Origin of the sequence: Streptomyces sp. BE20 (assembly GCF_036322525.1) — a bacterium.
Lineage (GTDB): Bacteria > Actinomycetota > Actinomycetes > Streptomycetales > Streptomycetaceae > Kitasatospora.
Genome location: NZ_JAQYWW010000683.1, coordinates 12,635 through 33,417 on the forward strand (window position 1 = coordinate 12,635; position 20,783 = coordinate 33,417).

The 20,783-nt window shown below is 73.8% G+C and carries 22 protein-coding genes; 7 read left to right on the forward strand and 15 right to left on the reverse strand.

Features of this window, described 5'->3' with window-relative positions; all coding sequences use genetic code 11:
- The first annotated feature begins 27 nt into the window (after nucleotides 1–27).
- Nucleotides 28–1,131: a LacI family DNA-binding transcriptional regulator gene (locus tag PUR61_RS14875; protein WP_329879310.1), complete on the forward strand. Its 1,104-nt coding sequence runs from the start codon at nucleotides 28–30 to the stop codon at nucleotides 1,129–1,131.
- A gap of 132 nt (nucleotides 1,132–1,263) precedes the next feature.
- On the opposite strand, the gene PUR61_RS14880 is transcribed toward PUR61_RS14875, so the two are convergent.
- The 7 genes from PUR61_RS14880 to PUR61_RS14910 form a co-directional block, all read right to left on the reverse strand.
- Nucleotides 1,264–2,529: an FAD-dependent oxidoreductase gene (locus PUR61_RS14880; protein WP_329879311.1), complete on the reverse strand. Its 1,266-nt coding sequence runs from the start codon at nucleotides 2,527–2,529 to the stop codon at nucleotides 1,264–1,266.
- Nucleotides 2,530–2,997: 468 nt separating this feature from the next.
- Nucleotides 2,998–4,029 carry an ABC transporter permease gene (locus tag PUR61_RS14885; RefSeq protein WP_329879312.1) on the reverse strand — a complete coding sequence of 344 codons (1,032 nt, stop codon included), beginning with the start codon at nucleotides 4,027–4,029 and terminating at the stop codon, nucleotides 2,998–3,000.
- Entirely contained in the window at nucleotides 4,026–4,955 is a 930-nt protein-coding gene (locus PUR61_RS14890; RefSeq protein ID WP_329879313.1) for an ABC transporter ATP-binding protein, read from the reverse strand. Before PUR61_RS14890 ends, PUR61_RS14885 begins: the two co-directional genes overlap by 4 nt.
- Nucleotides 4,952–5,380, reverse strand: a complete 429-nt coding sequence (locus tag PUR61_RS14895) for a GntR family transcriptional regulator (protein ID WP_329879314.1) — start codon at nucleotides 5,378–5,380, stop codon at nucleotides 4,952–4,954. Before PUR61_RS14895 ends, PUR61_RS14890 begins: the two co-directional genes overlap by 4 nt.
- Nucleotides 5,381–5,468: 88 nt before the next feature.
- Nucleotides 5,469–7,037: a DUF2079 domain-containing protein gene (locus tag PUR61_RS14900; RefSeq protein WP_329879315.1), complete on the reverse strand. Its 1,569-nt coding sequence runs from the start codon at nucleotides 7,035–7,037 to the stop codon at nucleotides 5,469–5,471.
- A gap of 244 nt (nucleotides 7,038–7,281) precedes the next feature.
- On the reverse strand, nucleotides 7,282–7,926 hold the full coding sequence (locus PUR61_RS14905; RefSeq protein WP_329879316.1) for a response regulator transcription factor: 645 nt from the start codon (nucleotides 7,924–7,926) through the stop codon (nucleotides 7,282–7,284).
- Nucleotides 7,914–9,215: a sensor histidine kinase gene (locus PUR61_RS14910; RefSeq protein WP_329879317.1), complete on the reverse strand. Its 1,302-nt coding sequence runs from the start codon at nucleotides 9,213–9,215 to the stop codon at nucleotides 7,914–7,916. The genes PUR61_RS14905 and PUR61_RS14910 overlap by 13 nt, the downstream gene beginning before the upstream one ends.
- Before the next feature lie 204 nt (nucleotides 9,216–9,419).
- Between PUR61_RS14910 and PUR61_RS14915 the strand changes: the two genes are divergently transcribed.
- Nucleotides 9,420–10,484, forward strand: a complete 1,065-nt coding sequence (locus PUR61_RS14915; RefSeq protein WP_329879318.1) for a fatty acid desaturase family protein — start codon at nucleotides 9,420–9,422, stop codon at nucleotides 10,482–10,484.
- 88 nt (nucleotides 10,485–10,572) lie between these two features.
- Here PUR61_RS14915 and PUR61_RS14920 read toward each other — a convergent pair whose 3' ends face one another.
- The 3 genes from PUR61_RS14920 to PUR61_RS14930 form a co-directional block, all read right to left on the reverse strand.
- On the reverse strand, nucleotides 10,573–11,088 hold the full coding sequence (locus PUR61_RS14920; RefSeq protein ID WP_329879319.1) for a GNAT family N-acetyltransferase: 516 nt from the start codon (nucleotides 11,086–11,088) through the stop codon (nucleotides 10,573–10,575).
- 107 nt (nucleotides 11,089–11,195) lie between these two features.
- A complete protein-coding gene (locus PUR61_RS14925; protein ID WP_329879320.1) occupies nucleotides 11,196–11,477 on the reverse strand; it encodes an SHOCT domain-containing protein in 282 nt (93 codons plus the stop codon).
- A gap of 54 nt (nucleotides 11,478–11,531) precedes the next feature.
- The gene (locus tag PUR61_RS14930) at nucleotides 11,532–12,011 is read right to left on the reverse strand and encodes a DUF6325 family protein (protein ID WP_329879321.1); all 480 of its coding nucleotides are present in this window, start codon (nucleotides 12,009–12,011) and stop codon (nucleotides 11,532–11,534) included.
- A 335-nt stretch (nucleotides 12,012–12,346) separates the two neighbouring features.
- Here PUR61_RS14930 and PUR61_RS14935 point away from each other — a divergent pair, with 335 nt between their 5' ends.
- On the forward strand, nucleotides 12,347–12,724 hold the full coding sequence (locus tag PUR61_RS14935; protein ID WP_329879322.1) for a YciI family protein: 378 nt from the start codon (nucleotides 12,347–12,349) through the stop codon (nucleotides 12,722–12,724).
- Between the two features lie 174 nt (nucleotides 12,725–12,898).
- The gene (locus PUR61_RS14940) at nucleotides 12,899–14,209 is read left to right on the forward strand and encodes an RNA polymerase sigma factor (protein WP_329879416.1); all 1,311 of its coding nucleotides are present in this window, start codon (nucleotides 12,899–12,901) and stop codon (nucleotides 14,207–14,209) included.
- Between the two features lie 4 nt (nucleotides 14,210–14,213).
- Here PUR61_RS14940 and PUR61_RS14945 read toward each other — a convergent pair whose 3' ends face one another.
- On the reverse strand, nucleotides 14,214–14,735 hold the full coding sequence (locus PUR61_RS14945) for a MarR family winged helix-turn-helix transcriptional regulator (RefSeq protein WP_329879323.1): 522 nt from the start codon (nucleotides 14,733–14,735) through the stop codon (nucleotides 14,214–14,216).
- Nucleotides 14,736–14,859: 124 nt separating this feature from the next.
- On the opposite strand from PUR61_RS14945, the gene PUR61_RS14950 reads away from it, so the two are divergent.
- Complete coding sequence (locus PUR61_RS14950; RefSeq protein WP_329879324.1) at nucleotides 14,860–15,642, forward strand: dioxygenase family protein; 783 nt, start codon at nucleotides 14,860–14,862, stop codon at nucleotides 15,640–15,642.
- Nucleotides 15,643–15,790: 148 nt separating this feature from the next.
- On the opposite strand, the gene PUR61_RS14955 is transcribed toward PUR61_RS14950, so the two are convergent.
- From PUR61_RS14955 to PUR61_RS14965, 3 genes are read right to left on the reverse strand one after another with little or no spacing between them, the layout of a single operon-like run.
- Nucleotides 15,791–16,189, reverse strand: a complete 399-nt coding sequence (locus PUR61_RS14955; RefSeq protein ID WP_329879325.1) for a VOC family protein — start codon at nucleotides 16,187–16,189, stop codon at nucleotides 15,791–15,793.
- Nucleotides 16,190–16,229: 40 nt separating this feature from the next.
- Nucleotides 16,230–16,862: a GNAT family N-acetyltransferase gene (locus PUR61_RS14960; RefSeq protein WP_329879326.1), complete on the reverse strand. Its 633-nt coding sequence runs from the start codon at nucleotides 16,860–16,862 to the stop codon at nucleotides 16,230–16,232.
- Nucleotides 16,859–17,335 (reverse strand): group II truncated hemoglobin, encoded by a 477-nt coding sequence (locus PUR61_RS14965; protein ID WP_329879327.1) that lies wholly within the window; start codon nucleotides 17,333–17,335, stop codon nucleotides 16,859–16,861. The genes PUR61_RS14960 and PUR61_RS14965 overlap by 4 nt, the downstream gene beginning before the upstream one ends.
- Nucleotides 17,336–17,505: 170 nt before the next feature.
- On the opposite strand from PUR61_RS14965, the gene PUR61_RS14970 reads away from it, so the two are divergent.
- Both PUR61_RS14970 and PUR61_RS14975 read left to right on the forward strand, forming a co-directional pair.
- Entirely contained in the window at nucleotides 17,506–18,291 is a 786-nt protein-coding gene (locus tag PUR61_RS14970) for an SDR family NAD(P)-dependent oxidoreductase (RefSeq protein WP_329879328.1), read from the forward strand.
- A gap of 123 nt (nucleotides 18,292–18,414) precedes the next feature.
- The gene (locus PUR61_RS14975; RefSeq protein WP_329879329.1) at nucleotides 18,415–19,947 is read left to right on the forward strand and encodes an AMP-binding protein; all 1,533 of its coding nucleotides are present in this window, start codon (nucleotides 18,415–18,417) and stop codon (nucleotides 19,945–19,947) included.
- Here PUR61_RS14975 and PUR61_RS14980 read toward each other — a convergent pair.
- Nucleotides 19,944–20,720, reverse strand: coding sequence for a helix-turn-helix transcriptional regulator (locus tag PUR61_RS14980; protein WP_329879330.1), 777 nt, complete (start codon nucleotides 20,718–20,720; stop codon nucleotides 19,944–19,946). The genes PUR61_RS14975 and PUR61_RS14980 overlap by 4 nt on opposite strands.
- Between the last annotated feature and the right edge of the window lie 63 nt (nucleotides 20,721–20,783).

Genomic DNA, 20,783 nt, shown 5'->3' on the forward strand with positions numbered 1-20,783 from the left:
TCAGGCGCGGTGTGTAGGCTCGCGGACATGGCGAGGGTGACGCGGGACGACGTGGCGAGGGTGGCGGGGACGTCCACCGCGGTCGTGAGTTATGTGATCAACGACGGACCGCGCCCGGTGGCTGCTGCCACCCGGGCCCGAGTCCTGGCAGCGGTCGAGGAGTTGGGGTACCGGCCGAACCGGGTCGCACAGGCGATGGCGCGGCGGCGCACCGACCTGATCGGGATGGTCGTGCCGGACGCCCGGCAGCCGTTCTTCGCCGAACTGGCGCACACGGTGGAGCGGGCGGCGGCCGAACGCGGGCGGCTGCTGCTCATCGGCAACTCCGACTACGCCGACGAACGCGAGGCCCACTACATCCGTGCCTTCCTCGGGATGCAGGTGGACGGGCTGATCCTGGTCACCCAGGACCCGTCGGCCCCCGGAGTGGTCGGCATCGACTCCACCGAGGGAACGCCGGTGGTACTGCTGCACCACCGGGCGGAGACCGAGCACGGGCTCGCCGTGGTGGCCGACGACGAGGGCGGCGCCCGGGAGGTCGTGCGCCACCTGCTCGGCCACGGGCACGCCGAAGTCCACTGCTTCGGCGGCACCTTCTCGCTCAGCCCGAGCGACCCGGTGACCGTGCGGACCGCAGGCTGGGCCGTCGCCCTCACCGAGGCGGGGATCTCCACCGAGGGGCGGCTGACGCAGGCGCCCTTCGACCGCGTGCGGGCGCACCGTGAGGCGCTCACGCTGCTGGCGCGCGCCGACCGTCCGTCCGCGGTCTTCTGCGCGACCGACGACCAGGCGATCGGCCTGCTGCGGGCCGCCGACGACCTGGGCATCCGGGTGCCGGAGGACCTCGCGGTGGCGGGCTTCGACGACATCGCCGAGGCGGTGATCGCCGGTCCGTCGCTGACCAGCGTGGCCACCGCGCAGGAGGAGATGGCACGCGCCGCCGTCGGCCTGGTGCTCGGGGACCGCCCGGGCGGGGAGGGTGACGCGCGGCCGGACGGCGAACCCGCGTCGAACGGGGCCCGGATGTTCCCGGCCCGGATGGTCGTCCGCCGCTCCTGCGGTTGCGATCCGAAGCGCGCGGAGCAGGACACCGGGCGGAGTGAGGAGCCGGGCCGAGCCGTCCTGCGCTGAGCCGCACCACACCGGGCCAGCACCACACCGGGCCAGCACCACACCGGGCCAGCGCCGCACCGGACCGACGCCGCACGGGAACGGCGAGCGGCGGGCGACCGGCGCGCAGCGGGTGGCGGGCGGCGGCGGGCGCTACCCCTCCGCGCCCGGCGGCGGGCCGAGCATGACGTCCAGGTTCTCGTGGCCGTCGGGGGCGACGAGCCGGTCCAGGTTGAGGGCGGAGATGCCCGCCCAGAACGCGCCGCGCTCGAACATCGCCTTCTCGTACCCGGCGATCGCGGCGTCGAGCGCTCCCGCCTCCCACGGCTCGTCGGCGAGGACGGGGGCCACGGCGAGAGCGAGTTCGGCCGCGTCCCACATCGCGAGGTTGACGCCCTTGCCCGCGAACGGCGACATCAGGTGCGCCGCGTCGCCGACCAGGGTGACCCCCGGGGCGCGCCGCCAGGTCAGGCCGACCGGGAGCATGTCCAGCCGCTGGGCGCGCAGGCTGTCGTCACAGGCGGCCAGCGCCGACCGGAACTCCGGCGCCCAGTCCGCGAAGTGACGCGCGACGGCGGCGCGGGTGCGGACCGGGTCCTGCTCGGAGAGGCCGGCGGACTCCAGCCAGCTCTCGGCGCTGCGGTAGAAGGCGTAGATCCGGATCCGGCCGTCGCTGTTGCGTTGCAGGGCGAGGCCCTTGTTGTCCTGGAAGGCGTACAGGCTGCCGTTGCCGACGAAGGCGGCGGCCCCGGGAGCGGTGCGGTCCGCGTCCGGGATGCCGAGTTCGACGAGGCTGACACCGGTGTAGCGCGGCTCGGTGTCGGTGAGCAGGGGGCGGACGCGCGAGCGGGCGCCCTCGGCGCCGACGAGCAGGTCGCAGGTCTCGACCGTGCCGTTGTCGAAGTGGAGCCGGTACCGGCCGTCGCCGAGCGGTTCGGCGCGGTCGAGGCGGTGCCCCCACCGGACGGTGGCCGGGGGGAGGGAGTCGAGGAGGAGGGCGCGCAGGTCGCCGCGGTCGATCTCGGGAGCGCCGTCCTCGTCGGGCGAGTTCGCGTTGCCGGGGGCGCCCGGGCGCGCTCCTCGGCCCTCCCCCGCTTCCGTTCCTGCGCCCTCGCCGGCGGGTCGGCCGGTGTCGAAGGCGCTGTGGACGGTGCCGTGCTTGTCGAGCAGGCGGAAGTCCTCGCCCTCGGGCCGGGCCTTGGCCCAGAACTCGGCGTCCAGCCCGGCCTCCCGGACGGCGCGCCGCCCGGTGTCGCCGTGCAGGTCGAGAGTGCCTCCCTGGACGCGGGCGTCGCGGGAGGGCTCGCGCTCGTACACGGTGGCGGCGACGCCGTGGACGTGGAGGACGCGGGCGAGGGTGAGTCCGGCGGGGCCGCCGCCGATGACAGCGATGTGCGGCGTGGTCGTGATTCCGGTCATTGGTGCGCACTTCTCCTTGAGAGGGGGAGATCGCGAAGGCCCGAACGCCGTCCCAGTCTGGTCGGCCGGGCGCTCGGGTTGAAGACCGGAATCGGACGGTACGGGCCGGCACCGTGAACGGAGGGGACGGCCCGGGCCCGGACGGGGATCCGGCGGGGAACGTGCGTGGGCCCGCACCGGTGTCCGGTACGGGCCCACGCACGTCGGGGCCCGGCTCCCGCCGGAGTTCGTCGACCGGGCCGTCGTCCGGCGGAGGCCCGCGCCGGGGACGGGCCGCCCCCGGAGAAGCAGGTCACCGCCCTCGCCGACGCACCGGGCCGGAAGGCCCGGTGACGACGCGACACCGCCGGGGCGGGCGGCGCCGGCCCGGATTGCGCCCGGCCCGGCCCGGAATCGTCCGAGGTGCCCGAGGTGTCCGAGACGACGTACTTGCGGATCGCGCCCGAACGGCCGACGGTGGCCCGGACCTCAGCCCGAGGCCCTGGCGATCCGCCGGAACACCACGGCGAGGGCGATGACGGCGAGCACGACCAGGATGCCCGTCTCGACGAGCTGGATCGGGACGAAGTGCGAGACCGGGTGGTAGTGCCCCCAGGCGCCGACCGCTTCGTCGCACTCGTAACTCGCCACGCAGTACCCGTCCGGGGCCCTCGTGCCGTCCGGCAGGACGATGCCCCGCTCGACCAGCCAGGCGTTGGTGGGCTGCATGAAGCCGCCCATGGACTCGTCGTACGGCACCACGGCGTCGACCACCGGCCAGAGGTACGGCCGGACCAGCCGCATCACGACGCTCGCGAACACCATCAGCACCCCGCTCACCAGCACGGCGGTGACCGTCCGGCGCGCCAGTTCCCCGACCAGCACCCCCAGCGCCAGGCCGAACAGCGACCAGGCGAACGGGGCCAGGCCGAGCGCGGGGTAGGTGGAGGTCTGGAACGGCGGGTCGAAGCCGGCCGGACCGTGGATGACGTCGGTCCACCACACCCAGGTGGTCAGCAGGGACAACACCCCGACGGCCGGCAGGACGACCAGCCCGGCGACGGCGAGCCGGGCCGCGAGCCAGCGACGCGGAGCGACGGACTGCGCCAGCACCAGGCGGATCGTGCCGCGCTCGTACTCCTGGGCGAGCAGCGGCCCCCCGAGGAACATGCCCAGCACGACGGGAAGCGCGAAGACGGCGGGCTGGACCAGATCGGTGAACACCCTGGCCGCGAGGTCGATGCGCTGGATCAGGGGCCAGCACTGGCGTTCCCCCCAGAAGGACGAGTCCAGGCAGCCCCTCTGCTCCATGACTCCGGCCCGGTCCTGGACGACGAAGTGGATGGCGAGCAGCACGACGGTGGCGAGGACGAGCAGGGCGGCGGTGACCCGGATCGCGGACCGGCTCTGCCGGAGGGCCAGCCAGAGGAGGCCGGTCGGTCGGCGCGCGGGACGGGTCGGGCCCGTCGGGCCGTCGGCGGACCCCTGGGCGGCCCGGCCGCTCAACAGGCTGGTGCTCATGCGGCGGCCCCTCGGTCGGGCTCTGCGGAGCCGGCGGTGCGCGTGGTGGTGCCGGGGCGGTCGGCGATCGGGGTGCGGAGGTAGGCCAGCAGCAGTTCCTCCAGGCTCGGCCGGGTCGCCTCCCACGGGCCCGCCACCACCTCCCCGGTGCGGATCAGCGCGGTGACCTGACGCCCCCGGACGCGCTTCTCCACGGCCAGGTCGTCGGGGAGTTGGGCGGACCCGGCCGGACCGGTGAGTAGCTGGTGGCCGTCGAGGATCTCCTCCAGGTCGCCGGCGAGCCGGATGCGACCGGACTGCATCAGGAGCAAGTGGTCGATGACGCCGTCGAGTTCGGGCAGGATGTGGGAGGAGATCAGGATCGTGGTGCCGCGGTCGGCCGCCTCCGCCATCAGGGCGCCCATCAGTTCGTGCCGGGCGAGCGGGTCGAGGTCGGCCATCGGCTCGTCCAGCAGGAGCAGGTCGGCGCGCTTGCCGAGGGCGACGGCGAGCGCGACCCTGGTCCGCTGGCCGCCCGAGAGCGCACCGACCTTCGCCCGATGGTCCAACTCCCCCAGGTTCACGACCTTCTGCGCCACGTCCTCGTCCCAGCGCGGGTTCAGCTCGCGGCCGAGACGGAGGGTGTCGGCCACCGTGAAGGAGGGGTAGAGCGGCTTCTCCTGGGTCACGTAGGCGACCCGGGTCCGCAGCTCGGGGGTGCCCGACGGCTCGCCGAGGACCCGCAGTTCCCCGGCGGTGGGCTTGATCAGACGGGCGGCCAGCGTCAACAGGGTGCTCTTTCCGGCCCCGTTGGCGCCGACCACCCCGCAGATCCGGCCGGCCGGGACGGTGAAGGCGCAGTCCCGCAGGGCCCACCGGTCCCCCCGGTAGCGCTTGCCCAGCCCCACGGCCTCGACCGCCGGTCGGCTGTCGGCCTCGGATGTCATGCGGTCCCCCCGCCCTCCTTGTTCGGCGCCGCCGGGGCGACCCCGGTCTCGAAGCGCTGTTCCAGTACGGAGGCCATCAGGGCGTCGATGTCCTCCCGGTCGAGCCCGGCCTCCCGGGCCTCGTCGACCCACCCGACCAGTCCCGCGCGCAACGGACCGTCGGCGGCCGCCTCCGGTCGGGCGAGGGAGCGGCGGACGAAGGTGCCGAGTCCCGGTCGGGGTTCGACCAGCCCTTCGCGTTCCAGCTCGCGGTAGGCCTTGAGCACCGTGTTGGGGTTGATCGCGGTCTGCTCGACCACCTCCCGCGCGGTCGGCAGCTTGTCCCCCGGCTGGAGCATCCCGAGCCGCAGCGCCTGCTTGGTCTGCTGCACGATCTGCTGGTACGTGGAGACGCCGCTGCGCCGCTCGATGCGGTACTCGATCACACTCGCATCGCCCTTTCACTAGTTCAATAGTGGAATGGTGGCGCACCGCACCACCGCGGTCAAGTCGAACCAGGGGGGTCGCCGGAGGCTACGGGCGCTTCAGCAGGAGCAGGCCGCCGCCGTCCACGACGGGCCGGTAGCCCTCCCGCTCGTAGCGGCCGAGCATGCGCCTGGTGTCATCGACGGCACAGGGCGCCTGCACGCTCGGGTCCGTGAGGTCGACGGCCACCCACTGCGGCCCGGTGGGCGCCGGCGCACCGGACCCCGACACACCGGGCACCGGCGCCGGCTCGCGGCAGACCAGGGCGACCGTCGCCCGCCCGGTCAGCTGCGCGGCGAGCCGGTTGGACGCGGCGACGGTGGCGCCGTCGGGTATCCGGGCGAGCATCGCCCGGGCCTGCGCGAGCCGGGGCGATGTCTGCCAGGTCTCGGGCATCACCACCTCGTGCAGCGGGAAGGCGGGGAACGTCACGGCCGCGACCAGCGCACCGACCGCCAGGGCCCGCCGGGCGCTGCGGACGCGGCGGACCCGGCCGGGCTCCGCGGCGTCCGCAGCACCTCCCGGCACCTCGACCGGCCCCGGCACCTCCGCCGCCCCCGGGGCGCCGGACCCGTCCCGGGCGCCCTCCGGGGCGGTCGCATCCGCCCGGCCCGGCAGCCCGGCCCGGCCCAGGGCGTCCACCAGGGCCGCCACCGCCAGCGGCATCAGCACCGCGCTGTAGTGGTAACCCACCCCCCAGTAGTGCGGGTTGTCGGCGAGCAGCCGCCAGGCGAGGGTGGGCACGCAGAGCAGCGCGAGCGGCGAGCGCAGCCCGAGGAACCCCGCGGTCGCGGCGAGCAGGAACAGCAGCAGCCACTTCAGCGGCGGCCACCCGAGGCGGGCGACCGGCGCCCACGGCGCCGTGGTGGTACCGCCGGAACCGAGCTGGCGCCAGTAGTCGAAGCCGCCGTCCGGATTGAACGACGGCAGCACCACCAGCACGGTCAGTGCCGTGGCGGCGACCCCGAGGAGCGCCACGCCGAACCCCAGCGCCCGACCGCCGCCCGCGCGCGGTGCCCGCCGGAAGATCAGCACCCCGAAGGCCGCGACGGTCAGCCCGAGGTCCTCCTTCACCAGGACCAGCGGCAGGGCCCAGAGCGCCGCGGCCACGGGCCGGCCTCGCCCGAGCGCCGTCGCCGCGAACGCGAGCAGCGGCACGGCGAACGCGATCTCGTGGAAGTCGTCGGCGGCCGCGTTGACGATCCCCCAGGACGCCCCTGTCAGCACCCCGACGGTCAGCGCGACCCGCCGCCCGCCCACCTCGTACGCCCAGCAGGTGAGCGGCACGACCGCCAGCGCCATCAGCACCGCCTGTGCGACGAGCAGCGTCACGGCGCCGGGAAACGCCCGGTAGAACGGGGCCAGCGTGACGAGCACCGGGTGGAAGTGGTCCCCGAGCAGGTGGTAGCCGGGCCCCTTGAGCAGGACGACCGGCGCCTCACCGTGGGCGTACGCGCGGACCGCCTGCTCGAAGATCCCCAGGTCGTACGCCTGGGTGAGCATGCGCCGGTGCCGGTTGACGGCGACGCAGCCGTACAGGACGGCGAAGAGGCCCGCCAGCGCCCAGGCCGGTGCCCAGGCCGGCCGCGGCGCCGACGACCGGGCAGACAGTCGCACCGACGACCGCACCGACGACCCGGGGCGGCGGAGGCGGGACCGGAGGAGGGAGAGGAACGGGAGCATGGGCAAAGTACCCTTCCACTAATGAATTAGTGGAAGGGTGATGGAGCCCCGGAGCGCCAGTCAACCCCGGCCCGGCCGACGCCGACCGGGCCCTCCGGCCTGCCCTCAGGCCCCCCGGATCAGCCCGAAAGGTCAGCCCGAAAAGGCAGCTCGGAGGGGTTCCGGCGGTGGTCGGAGGTCAGAAGTTGAGGTGGGCGAGGACGGCGAGGACCCGCCGGTTGTCGTCGCCCGACTGCGCGAGGCCCAGCTTTCCGAAGATGTTGTTGGTGTGCTTGCTCACCGACTTCTCCGTGATGCAGAGCTCCCGGGCCACCGCCGCGTTGCTGCGCCCCTCGGCCATCAGCGCGAGCACCTCACGCTCCCGGGTGGTGAGCGACCGCATCGAGTCCTTCGTCGAGTTCCGTTGCAGCAGCTGGGAGATGACCGAGGTGTCCATCGCGGTCCCACCCGCGGCCACCCGCCGCACCGCATCGACGAACTCGCTGACCTCGAAGACCCGGTCCTTGAGCAGGTACCCGATGCCGCCCCGGTGGTCCGTGAGCAGCTCCCGGGCGTAGAGGTGCTCGACGTGCTGCGACAGCACCAGCACGGGCAGGTCGGGGAGTTCGCGCCGGGCCCGGGTGACCGCGTGCAACCCCTCGTCGGTGAAGGTCGGCGGGAGCCGGACGTCGACGACCGCGACGTCCGGGCGGTGTTCCAGCAGCGCCGTCAGCAGGCTCGGGCCGTCGTCCACCGCCGCGACCACCTCGAAGTCGTTGAGCGTCAGCAGCTGGGTGATGCCCTCCCGCAGCAGCGCCAGGTCCTCGGCGATCACAACACGCATGGCAGCTCCATCGTCACCGTGGTGGGGCCACCCACCGGACTGTGCAGGTCGAGGGTCCCGTCGAAGGGCGCGAGCCGTCGACGCAGACCGTCCAGTCCACCGCCCTCGCGGACCTTCGCACCCCCGCCGCCGTCGTCGCCGACGACCAGCCGGAGCCGGCCGTCGGCGTACCCGAGCCGGATCCAGGCCGAGCCGGCGGCGCTGTGCTTGGCCACGTTCGCGAGGACCTCGGCGACGGCGAAGTAGCCGGCCGACTCGACGGGCGGTTCCGGCCGCCCCGGCAGGTCTATGTCGACCTGGACCGGGATCGGCAGATCGAGGGCGAGCGCCCGGACGGCACCGTCGAGGCCGCGCTCGGCGAGGACCGGCGGGTGGATGCCGCGGACGAGGTCCCGCAGCTCGGCGAGGGCCTGGGCGCTGGCCGCACGGGCATCGGCCAGCAGCCGGTACGCGGTGTCCGGATCCTTGCGGAACATCTGGGACGCCAGACCGAGCTTGAGCCCGATCGCCACCAGCCGGGCCTGGGCGCCGTCGTGCAGGTCCCGCTCGATCCGGCGCAGCTCGGCGGCCTGCGCGTCCACCGCCGCCGACCGCGTCTCGGTCAGCTCCGCGACCCGCCGTGAGAGGTACGCCTCGGCGGTCGGGGAGAGCAGCCTGCGCGTGATCCGGCTGTGCGCACGCAGGAGCCGTTCCGCGCTCCAGAACCCGAGGAGCAGGATGACCGTCCCCTGGAAGAACGAGAGCAGCGCCGCCGTGGTGCTGTCCACGGGCCAGATCAGCCCGTACCCGTACCCGGGGTCCATCAGCGGCCAGAACAGCGGGGTGGCGACCACGCCGTGGATGCCGTAGATCATCAGCCAGCAGGGCAGGAGGCCGAGGAGCAGGCCGACCGGGACGTCGACGAGCAGCCAGAGAAGGTCCCGCCAGGTCGACCGGTCGGTGAGCAGCAGCCGGCAGTAGCGCACGCTGCTCGGCACGTCGAGCAGCTCGAACTCGTCGCCCTCGCGTGGCCGGTAGGGGCTGGGTATGGCCACGCCGCACCAACTGCCGAGGAACCGCCGGTGCAGGTCGGCGAGGCCGCGCACGGCGAACAGCGCGATCGGCAGGGTGATGAAGCCGACCCCCAGCGGGAGCAGCCCCAGCGACACGACCGAGAGCACGAGCAGCGGCACGGCGCCGAGCTGGGAGAGCAGGGCCACGGCCAGGCCGCGCCGCGCGGCCACCAGGCCGTCCCGAAGCCAGGTGAGGAGATCGGCACGCGGCCACGGCGGCCACCGGGCACTGCTCACGGGCACTGTAGGCTCCCGGCTCCCGGCTAGTCAGTCCACGGTTCGTCCGCCCACGGCGACCGCCACGGACCCCCCACCACGTCCCCCCTTCACGAAGGGTACTTGAGCAGGACAACCCCAGGGCCCGAAGGGGGGTTAACTCCCCCCTGAGGAGGGGGGTTACTCCGGTTCTCCCGGGGCCCCCCACCGACCAGACTTCTCGCCATGAGCGCTGAGTCCGCGACCCTGCCCGAAGTCCCCGCCGTCCACCGGGACGCCTCCCGGCCCGAGTCCGGCGGCAGTGACTTCGCCCAGCTGACCCGCCGAATAGCGGCCGAGGGGCTGCTCGACCGACGTCCCGTCTACTACACGGTGCGCATCGGCGTGGTGCTGGCCGCGTTCGCCGGCAGCTGGTGGGCGCTCTTCGCGCTGGGCGACACCTGGCTGCAGCTCGGCCTCGCGGCGGTGATGTCCGTCGTCTTCGCCCAGCTCGGACTGCTCTCGCACGACCTCGCCCACCGCCAGGTGTTCAACCAGCGCCTCCACAGCGAGTTCGGCGGGCGCATCGCCGCCAACCTGCTGATGGGCATGAGCTACGGCTGGTGGATGAACAAGCACACCCGCCACCACGCCAACCCGAACCACGAGGAGCGGGATCCGGACGTCAACCCGGAGATCGTGGTGTGGTCCCAGCAGCAGGCCCGCAAGGCCCGCGGGGTGGCCCGGTTCATCGGCCGGCGGCAGGCCTTCCTCTTCGTTCCGCTGCTCACCCTCGAAGGCCTCAACCTCAGCTTCAACAGCTTCCGGGCGCTCCGCAGCCCGATCATGAAGCGCCCGTACCTCGAAGGCACCCTGCTCGTCCTGCACTTCGCCGCGTACTTCGGACTCGTCTTCACCGCTCTCCCGGCCGGCAAGGCGTTCGCGTTCCTCGCCGTCCACCAGGCGCTGCTCGGCATCTACCTGGGGTGCGTCTTCGCCCCCAACCACAAGGGCATGCTGATGGTGACGCCCGAGATGAAGCTCGACTTCCTCCGCCGTCAGGTGCTCACCTCGCGCAACGTCCGCGGCGGGTTCACCATCGACGCGCTCATGGGCGGCCTCAACTACCAGGTCGAGCACCACCTCTTCCCCAGCATGCCGACCCCCGCCCTGGCCCGCGCCGCCCAGCTCACCCGTGAGTTCTGCGCGGAGAAGGACATCCCGTACTACGAGACCGGTCTGCTCCGCTCCTACCGGGAGATCTTCGCCCACCTCCACCGGACGGGCGAGCCGCTCCGCAGCGGGGAGTAGGGGAGCCGGGAACGCCGCGGCGGGCGCGCCGAGGGACCGCCGTCGTCCCGACGGCGGCACCGGCGCTCGGTCGTGGCGGGGCGGGCAGTCACTGGACGAGCTCGTCGGCCAGCAGGTCCATCAGCAGATTGTCGTGCCACGTCCCGTCGGGCCCGCGCTCGTACTGCCGCATCGTCCCGACCGGGCGGAATCCGACCTTCTCGTAGCAGCGGATCGCCGCCGCGTTGTCGGCCGCGGGGTCGATGATCAGCCGGTGGTAGTGGTGGTGGTCGACGAGGTGACGGGCCAGGGTGCGGACGGCGTCCGTTCCGTACCCCCGGCCGTGGCAGACCGGGTCGACGTAGATGTCCATGCCCGCGTGGCGGTACTCGTCGTCGTTCTCGGCGTACCACTGGACGGCTCCGACCGTCTGCCCCTCCGCCTCGATCACCAGGGTCTCGGTGCCCGGTTCGGCGAGGTCGGTGGTGACGGCGTCGGTGAGGTCGTCACCACCCCGCCAGCGGGCGTAGACCTCGGGTGTGCGGCGCACGGCGACGAGGGCCGGGATGTCGTCGGCCGTTGCGGAGCGGAGTGTGACGTGGGTGCCGTGCAGGATCGTCCCCATAGAGCGCATGCTTCCACGGAAGGGGTCGTTCGGCGAGCCGTTTTCCGCGTGGCACCCACCCGCCGTCACCAGGAGCGACTCGCCGCCGCGCAGGTGGGCCCGGGGCGTCAGCTGCCGAGCACGCGGGCCTTCTGTGCCGCGAACTCCTCGTCCGTGAGGACACCCTGGTCACGGAGCGTGGCGAGTTCCTTGAGCTGGTCGAGCTTCTCCTCCATGGAGGACGCGGCGGCCGGCGGGGACGCAGGCGGTGGGGCCGCGGGAGCGGGAGCCGGGGCGGGCTCCTGCTGGGCCCACCGGCCGGCCTGGCGGCGGGACACCCTGTTGGAGACGGCGGTGGCCGTACCGGCGACAACCGCGGTACGGGCGACCCCGCGGAGCAATCCGGGCATGGTCTCCTCCTTCGGACGTGGGGACGGAGGTGGTGCAGTACGGCGGGCGGTGTGTCAGCGGAGTTCTTCGAGCGCGTCCAGCGCCTCCACGAGGTCCTGGAGCGGCACGCGGCCGCTCGCGATCATCCGGGCACCCGTCCGGCGCAGCGCGGCGGCCAGCGGAGCGGCCCAGAGGTTCTCGTAGAGGAGGACGGCGGCGGAGTCGCCCGGTTCGAGGAGGGCACCCGCCTCGGCGACGTCCTCCTCGTCGACCAGCCCGGAGGAGGCGCCTTCGAACACGGTCAGGTCGAGCCGGCCGTCCCCGTCGACGTCCGCGAGTTCGAGGCCGACCAGCGACCCGTCCTCCTCCTTCTTGACGAAGGTCAGGTCGAGGATGCGGATGATGCCGCGGTCGACCAGGTCGACCAGCAGGGGCATCCCCTCGCCGGTCAGCCGGCTGCCGGGGAACTGGATGATGACGTAGTCGATGGGGCCCGGTTCGAGCGGTTCGCCGGCTTCGCCCGTCGCGGCGGCTTCGGCGGGGTCGTTGCTCACATCAGCTCCTGGAGGACGCGGCCCGGGGGAAGGACGGGCTCGGCACCACCGGGGGACGTGCTGCGGCGTGGACCGACACGGCGGAACGACGTCGTCGGGCACCACGGGACGGCGTCCGGCGCAGCAGCCGGCGGGCCGGGAGAGGTGTTGTCTGCGACGCTACCCCGCCGGGCCCGGCCCGGCATCACGAGTGCGGGAGGCGGCGGAGCCCGGTGGCCGGGCCGGACATCTCTCGGAAGAATCTCGGCGTGGGTGTCGATCCGGCCGCTGCCCGTTCGACGCAGGGGTGAGAGGCGGGGAGACGCCCCGCCCGCATCGACGAGGAGTGAGCCACCATGCCGCGCTTCATGACACTGATCCGCATCGACGAGCAGGACGGCCCCGGCCAGGCCGAGCCGGACCCCGGGTTCGAGGAGCGGATGGGGGCGCTGTTCGCGGAGATCACCAAGGCCGGGGTGATGCTGGACACCGCCGGGCTGCTGCCGACCGAGGAGGGCACCCGGGTCCTCTGGGAGGGCGGGAAGCTCAGCTACACCGACGGGCCGTTCACCGAGACCAAGGAGGTGGTGGGCGGCTACGCACTCCTCCAGTGCAAGGACAAGGCCGAGGCGCTGGAGTGGACCAGGCGCTTCCTGGAGACCCATCCGGTGAACTGGACGGTGGGTGCCGAACTGCGGCAGATCGACGAGGCCGCCACGCCTCCGGAGGCCTGATCGTCGGACGATCGGACGGGTCGTGGCCGCGTTTGCCCCGGTCCGGTGCGGCTGCTCTGATGGGTGACCGTGACGGAGCGCAGCGGGGCCGGCGCGGCCGGCCCGACGGAAGCGGCGGACGCGGTCGGCCCGGCCGGCGGGGCGGGTACGGCCGGCGGGGCCGGCGTCGCCGCGATGGTCGAGACGGTCTTCAGGATCGAGTCGGCGCGGATCATCGCCGGTGCCGCCCGCATCGTCCGCGACGTCGGCATCGCGGAGGAACTGGCCCAGGACGCGCTGGTCGCCGCGTTGGAGCAGTGGCCGGAGTCGGGGGTCCCGGAGCGCCCGGGCGCCTGGCTCACGGCCGCCGCCAAGCACCGGGCGATCGACCTCGTCCGCCGCAGGGAGACCTACGCGCGCAAACTCGCCGAGGTCGGGCGCACGCTGGAGGACGTCCCGCCGCCCGAGCCCGCCGGGCCGGACGACATCGACGACGACCTGCTGAGGCTGATCTTCACCGCCTGCCACCCGGTGCTGTCGGCGGAGGCCCGGATCGCCCTGACCCTGCGGCTGCTCGGCGGGCTGACCACCCCGGAGATCGCCCGCGCCTTCCTCGCCCCCGAGGCGACCGTCGCCCAGCGGATCGTGCGCGCCAAGCGCGGCCTGGCGAAGGCCCGGGTCCCGTTCGAGGTCCCGTACGGGGCGGAGCGGGCGGCGCGGCTCTCCTCCGTCCTGGAGGTCATCTACCTGATCTTCAACGAGGGCTACGCGGCCACCGCCGGGGACGACCTGCTCCGGCCCGGGCTCTGCGAGGACGCGCTACGGCTGGCGCGGGTCCTCGCCGGGCTGATGCCCGAGGAGCCCGAGGTGCACGGCCTGGCGGCCCTGCTGGAGCTCCAGGCCTCCCGGACGGCCGCCCGGACCGGGCCGGACGGGCGACCGGTCCTGCTGGCCGACCAGAACCGCGCCCGCTGGGACCGGCTGCTGATCCGGCGCGGCTTCGCCGCCCTCCGCCGGGCCGGCACCGGGCCGTACGCGGTCCAGGCCGCGATCGCCGCCTGCCACGCGCAGGCCGCGCGGTACGAGGACACCGACTGGGCCACCATCGCCGCCCTCTACGCGCGGCTGATGGCGATCACGCCGTCCCCCGTGGTGGAACTGAACCGGGCGGTGGCCGTGTCGATGGCCGAGGGCCCCGCCGCCGCGCTGGAGGTGGTGGACGCGCTGATGGCGGAACCGGCACTGGCCGGGTACCACCTGCTGCCGAGCGTGCGGGGCGACCTGCTGGCGCGCCTGGGGCGCGGCGCGGAGGCCCGGGCGGAGTTCACCCGCGCGGCGGGCCTGACCCGCAACGCACGGGAGCGGGAGCTGCTGTCGGCAAGGGCTGCGGCTACCGGGGTGGACACCTCCGGGACGACGGGCACGTTCGGCGGAGCGGGAGCGGGAGCGGAGTCCGGCGGGGCGGAGTCCGGCGGGGCCGGAGCGGAGGGGCGGGCGGGGCGGTGAGCCCTCAGAGTGCCTCGTCCAGCCGCAACCGGGCGCTGACCTGGCCGAGGCCCTGGGCCAGGACGGTGAGCTGCTCCCGGCTGAGGACGTCGATCAGCAGCTCCCGGACCAGGGCGACGTGGCCGGGGGCGGCCTCGCGCAGCATCTCGTGCCCCTCCTCCGTGAGTTCGGCGAAGACCCCGCGCACGTCGCTGGGGCAGGAGCGGCGTCCGACCAGGCCCATCCGCTCCAGCTGGGTGACCTGGTAGGTCAGTCCGCTCTTGGAGGTGACCAGCTTGTCCGCCAACTCGGTCATCCGCAGCGAGCCGGCCGGCGCCGCTGAGAGGTGGACCAGGATCTCGTACTGGGTGTGGGAGAGCCCCGAGTCCTCCTTGAGCTGGCGTTCCAGGCGGCGGTTGAGGAGGTTGCTCGCGGTGACGAAGCCCCGCCAGGCTGCCATCTCCTCGTCGTCCAGCCAGCGGGTTTCGCTCGGCGGGCGCGTGGAGGGCGCGGGGGGCGCGGAGGGTGCGGACGACGTGGAGGGCATGAATGGATCGTACTCCTGTTGTTCAAATTCGAACGACGGTGTACGGTCTAAAGTGTCGGAGTTCAAATTTGAACTACTAGCCGGTCGCCCGACCACCCGCCCGAGGAGCAGAGGAAGAGACGTCATGAGCACCGCGGCCCCCGAGCGCATGCCCGCCCTCTACCTGTCGCACGGCGCGCCGCCGCTCGCCGACGACCCGATCTGGCCCGGCCAGCTGGCCGCCTGGTCGGCCGACCTGCCGCGCCCCAAGGCGATCCTGATGGTCTCCGCGCACTGGGAGGAGGCCCCGCTCGCCCTCGGCGCCGTCCTGCCCGTACCGCTGGTCTACGACTTCTGGGGCTTCCCCGAGCACTACTACCGGGTCCGGTACGCCGCTCCCGGCGCACCGGAGCTCGCCGAGCGCGTGCGCAAGCTACTGCGCGCCCCCGGCACCCCCGTGCAGGACATCCCGGACCGCGGCCTCGACCACGGCGCGTACGTGCCGCTGGTCGAGATGTTCCCCGAGGCGGACGTCCCCGTCCTCCAAGTCTCGATGCCCACCCTCGACCCGCAGCGGCTGCTGGAGATCGGCCGCCGGCTCGCGCCCCTGCGCGACGAGGGCGTCCTGATCGTCGGCAGCGGCTTCTTCACCCACAACCTGCGGGCGCTCAGCCAGGACGGCCGGGTCACCTCGGTGATGGCCGAGTTCGACGACTGGGGCCGGCGCGCGCTGGCGGCGCAGGACCTCGACGCACTGCTCGACTTCGAGCGGAAGGCCCCGGCCGGACGGCTCGCCCACCCGCGGACCGAGCACTTCGCGCCGCTCTTCGTCACGCTCGGCGCGGGCGAGGGCGAGCTGGGCAGTCAGCGCACGGTCATCGACGGGTTCTGGAACGGACTGGCGAAGCGCTCGATCCAGGTGGGCTGACCCGGGTCTCCGAAGGCCGGGGTCCGGTCCCCCGGAGGCCGCGCCGGGCGCGGCACGCCGGACGGCCGCCCGCAGGATCTCGTGAGATCCGGCGGGCGGCCGTGGAATCAGGCCGTGGAATCAGGCCGTGGGCCGGGCCGTGTTGCGGTCAGGCGGTGGCGGTGGACGACTCGGTCGCGATCCGCTCGGCGGCGCTGCGCTCGACGCAGAACTCGTTGCCCTCGATGTCCGCGAGCGTGGCCCAGCCCTTGCCGTCGGGCGTGCGGTGATCGCCGACCAGCGTCGCGCCCAGCGCGAGCACGCGCTCCACCTCCTCGTCCCGGGTACGGTCCTGCGGCTGGACGTCGAGGTGGATGCGGTTCTTCACCGTCTTGCCCTCGGGCACCTGGATGAACAGCAGCGAGACACCCGACGAGACCACCAGGGCCTCCGGGTCACCGGGGTTGTCGTCGTCGCCGACCTTGCCGTCCAGCACCTGCGCCCAGAACTGGGCGAGGCGGTAGGCGTCGGCACAATCGATCGTCACATGTCGCACAAGAGAAGCCATGAGGGCCACTCTGACCTCGATCTTCCTCCCGGTCCAGCGCTTAATCCGGGCCGCTCCCCGGACCGGCGACGGGAGCGGTGGGATCGGAGGCCGACCCGGGCGCCCGGCGGCTGTGCAGGTGGCCGTCGAGCGGGAACGGGGGGAACGCCGGGAGGAGCGCCCGGTAGCGGTAGCCGGTCTTCTCCGCCACCCGGCAGGACGCCGGGTTGTCCACCTGGTGCAGCAGGTCCAACCGGACCAGGCCGTCCGCCGCGAACACCTCGAACGCCCAGCCGGTGAGCGCCTCCAGCGCGCGCGGAGCCACACCCCGGCCGCGCGCGGCGGCGGCCGTCCAGTAGCCCACCTCGGAGACGGGGCTGCCGCGCTCGCCGCGCTTGAGCACCACGTTGGCGAGCAACGTCCCGGCCGGGCCGCCGGGGCCGCCGGGGCCGCCGGAACCCTCCGCGCCGCCCCCGCCCGCCAGGACGGCGAAGCTGTACCGGGTGCCCTCCGCCCAGCCGCGTTCCTGCGCGTCGAGCCAGCGGGCGGCCCCGTCGAGGTCGGCCACCGGGAACCGGGTGAAGTGCCGCAGCGTCGCGTCCCGGTAGATCTCGACCAGGGCCGGGGCGTCCTCCGCCCGGAAGGGGCGCAGGACGAGCCCGTCGGCCGCCGGCCCGCCGAGCACGGTCGTCACCGGAGCCCCTCCCAGCCCCACCGAGGGGTGGGGCCCGGGTCTCCGAGGTCGGTGCCGGCCGGGGAGGCGGAGACGTCCTTGGCGATCCTGGTGCCCCAGTCGAAGTACTCCAGGACGCGGCGGCGGAGGAGTTCGTCGTCGGGCAGTTCCTTCCCGACGGCCTCGGCCATGAGCTCCACCCAGCGGGTGCGCTGTTCCTCGGTGATGGCGAGGCCGAGGTGGGAGCGGAGCAGGGACTGGTGACCGCCGAGGTCGGTGGTGAAGCGGTCCGGACCGTCGAAGATCTCGGCCAGCCAGACGGCGACGTGCTCGATGTGGGTGGGCGTGAAGTCCGCGAAGACCGGCGCGAGGAGCGGGTCGGCGAGGACGCCCCGGTAGAAGGTGTTGCTCAGCCGGCGAAGGGCGTCCAGGCCGCCGATCGCGTCGTAGAAGCTGTCGGAACGGTCGAGGCTGTCGGAGCGGTGGTCGCTCATCAGCGGTACTCCCCCGTGGGTCGGTGTGTCGTGACCCTTCCTAGCAGGGGTGCGGAGCGCGCCGTTCCTCCTCCCGGGTGTTTTCGCCGCCGGCTCAGCAACCGGATATCGGTCTTCCGGTTCGGGCGCCCTTGACCTTGACGCAGGCGGCAGGGTCGGAAGGTTGCGCCATGAACGGGACGACGCGGACACGTGAGGCAGTGCGGCAGGACCCCCGGGTGGTCGTGGTCACCGGGGCGGGGACGGGGATCGGGCAGGAGACGGCGTGGGCGTTCGCCGCGCAGGGGCCGGAGGTCCGGGTGGTGGCGGTCGGGCGGCGGGCCGAACCGCTCGCGGAGACGGCGAGCCGCGCGCCGGGCCGGATCGTGCCGCTGGCGGTGGACATCACGGCGCCGGACGGGCCGGAGGCGATCGTCCGGGAGACGCTGGAGCGGTTCGGGCGACTGGACGTCCTGGTCAACAACGCCGGCATCGCCCCGCCCGGCCCGCTCGGCGACTACCCCGCGGAGGGCGTCGGCGCGCTCCTCGCCACCAACCTCACCGCCCCCGTCCTGCTCGGCCAGGCCGCCCTCGCCGCGCTGACGGAGAGCCGGGGCGTGATCGTCAACGTCAGCACCGCCGTCGGCCAACGGGGTTGGCCGACGAACTCGGTGTACGCGGCGGGCAAGGCCGCGATCGACACGATCACCCGCAGCTGGGCGGTGGAGCTGGCGCCGCGCGGCATCCGGGTGGTGGCGGTGGCACCCGGCGCGATCGAGACGCCGATCGCCGGCGCGCTGCGGATCGCCCGGGAGCGGCTGGCCGTGCTGGAACGCCGCATCGCCGCGCAGCACGAGGCCCGGGACCGGCTGGTCGCCGCGATCGCGGCCGCGGAGGCCGAAACCCTCGCACAGGGCGCGTCTCCCGGGCAGGGAGTGGCCTCGGTCGCGGCCGACGAGGCGGCCGCACCGGCCTGATGCCGGACGGCGACGCGGCGGGCGCGGGGGCCGGACGGGCCGGCGGTTCGGCGCGGGCGCCCGTACGGGTGACACCCCCGATCGGGGGTGTGCAGGGCGCGACGCGCGGAGGACAGTGGGCGCATGCAGATTCCACTCTCCGTGATGGACTTCCTCGACCGGGCCGAGCTGGTCTACGGCGACCGGGTCGGCATCGTCGACGAGCCGCTCCAACCGGCCGAATCCTGGGGCGATCTGACATATCGTCAGGTTGCGCGGCTGGCCCGGGCACAGGCCGCCGGACTGGACCGGCTCGGGGTCGGCCCGGGCGAGCGGGTCGCCGTCGTGTCGCACAACTCCGCCCGGCTGCTGACCTCGATGTACGGCGTGAGCGGCCACGGCCGGGTACTGGTGCCGGTGAACTTCCGCCTGAAGGCGGAGGAGGTGTCGTACATCGTCGAGCAGAGCGGCGCCTCCGTCCTGCTGGTGGACCCTGAACTGGCCGACCCGCTGGCCGGGGTGGTCGCCAAGCACAAGTTCGTGATCGGTGCGGACAGCGACGCCCTGCTGTACGACTTCGACAACGCGCCGCGCCGGTACGCGATCTCCGAGAACGACACCGCCACCGTCAACTACACCAGCGGAACCACCGCCCGCCCCAAGGGCGTTCAGCTCACCCACCGGAACATCTGGCTGAACGCCGTCCTGATGGGACTGCACTTCGGGGCCGGCGACCGGGACGTCTACCTGCACACCCTGCCGATGTTCCACGCCAACGGCTGGGGCCTGCCGTTCTCCCTCACCGGGCTGGGCGCGCAGCACGTGGTGCTCCGGAAGGTGGACGGCGCCGAGATCCTGCGCCGGATCGACCGGCACGGGGTGACCTTCCTCTGCGGCGCGCCGGCGGTGGTGCAGATGGTGCTGGACGCGGCCGAGGACTGGGACGGTCCGGTCCCCGGCCGGGACCGGGTGCGGATCATCGTGGCCGGGGCGCCGCCGCCGACCTCGGTGGTGCAGCGGGTCGAGTCCGAACTCGGCTGGGAGTTCATGCAGATCTACGGCCTGACCGAGACCTCGCCGGTGGTGACGGTGAACCGCTCCCGCGCCGAGTGGGACCTTCTCCCCGCCGCCGAGCGGGCCGAGAAGCTGGTGCAGGCGGGCTCGCCCGCGATCGGCAACCAGGTGCGGGTGGACGGCCAGGGCGAGGTCCTGGTCCGCTCCAACGTGGTGCTGGACGGCTACTGGCAGCAGCCGGCGGCCACCGCCGAGGCGATCCGGGACGGCTGGTTCCACACCGGCGACGGCGGCACCCTGGTCGACGGCTACCTGACCATCTCGGACCGGAAGAAGGACGTGATCATCAGCGGTGGGGAGAACGTCTCCTCGATCGAGGTGGAGGACTGCCTCTACGACCACCCCGCGGTGGGCGAGGCCGCGGTGATCGGCGTCCCGGACGCCAGGTGGGGCGAGACGGTCAAGGCGCTGGTGGTGCTCAAGCCGGGCGCCGAGGCCGACGAGGCGGAGCTCATCGCGCACTGCAAGGAGCGCCTGGCCGGGTACAAGTCACCCACCTCGGTGGAGATCCGGGACACGCTGCCGCGCACGACCACCGGCAAGCTGCAGAAGTTCCGGCTCCGCGAGCCGTACTGGGCGGGGCGGGATCGGAAGGTCAACTAGCTCGCGTCCAGGAGGCCCGACTCGCGCGCCGCCAGGGCGAGTTCGGTGCGGTTGCGGACACCCAGCTTGTGCATGGCGCTCTTCAGGTAGCCGGTCACCGTGTTGCAGGTGAGGCCGAGCTGGGCGGCGATCTCCGGGTTGGTCCGGCCGGTCGCCGCCCAGCGGAGCACCTCGTGCTCGCGCCGGGTCAACGGCGTCGCGGGGGCCGCCGCCCGGGGCGCCTTCCGGGTCGGGGGGCCGCTCCAGGCGGCGGCCCCGGCCAGCGCCCTGGTGGCCGCCTCGGCCAGCCTGCCGACGGCGGCGATCCGGACGTCCCCGAACGGGACGACCGCACGCAGCGACGCGTACACCACGCCGTGCACGGCACCGCCGTGCAGCAGCGGGACGGTGAGCATCGCGTACAGGTCCTCGGCGATGACGGCGGCGTCGTAGTGGTGCGAGATGGTGGTGGCGGCCCGGTAGTCGGGCACCCAGCTGGGGGCGCGCTCGGCCAGCGCCCGGCCGCCGAGGCCGGTCCCGGCGGGGACGGCGAGGCCGTGCAACAGGTCGGCCCTGGTGCCGGCCCAGTGCCGCAGCACCATGCCCGCGGGACCGCGCCCGCGGGCTCCCCGGCCGGGCGCACCCGGTTCCGGCACGCCGACCAGGCCGACGTCGGCGCCGCAGTCGGCCACCACCCGGCGGGCGAGGTCGCCGAGCACGGCGTCCCGCACGAGCTCGGCGGCCCGTGCGGCGAGGTCGTCGGGGGCTCCGGTGACGGCGGTCGTGGCGGTCATGCGTGATTCTCACACGGGGTCCGGGCGTTGAGGAGGGGTCGGGACGCGCCTTCGGCGTGCGTG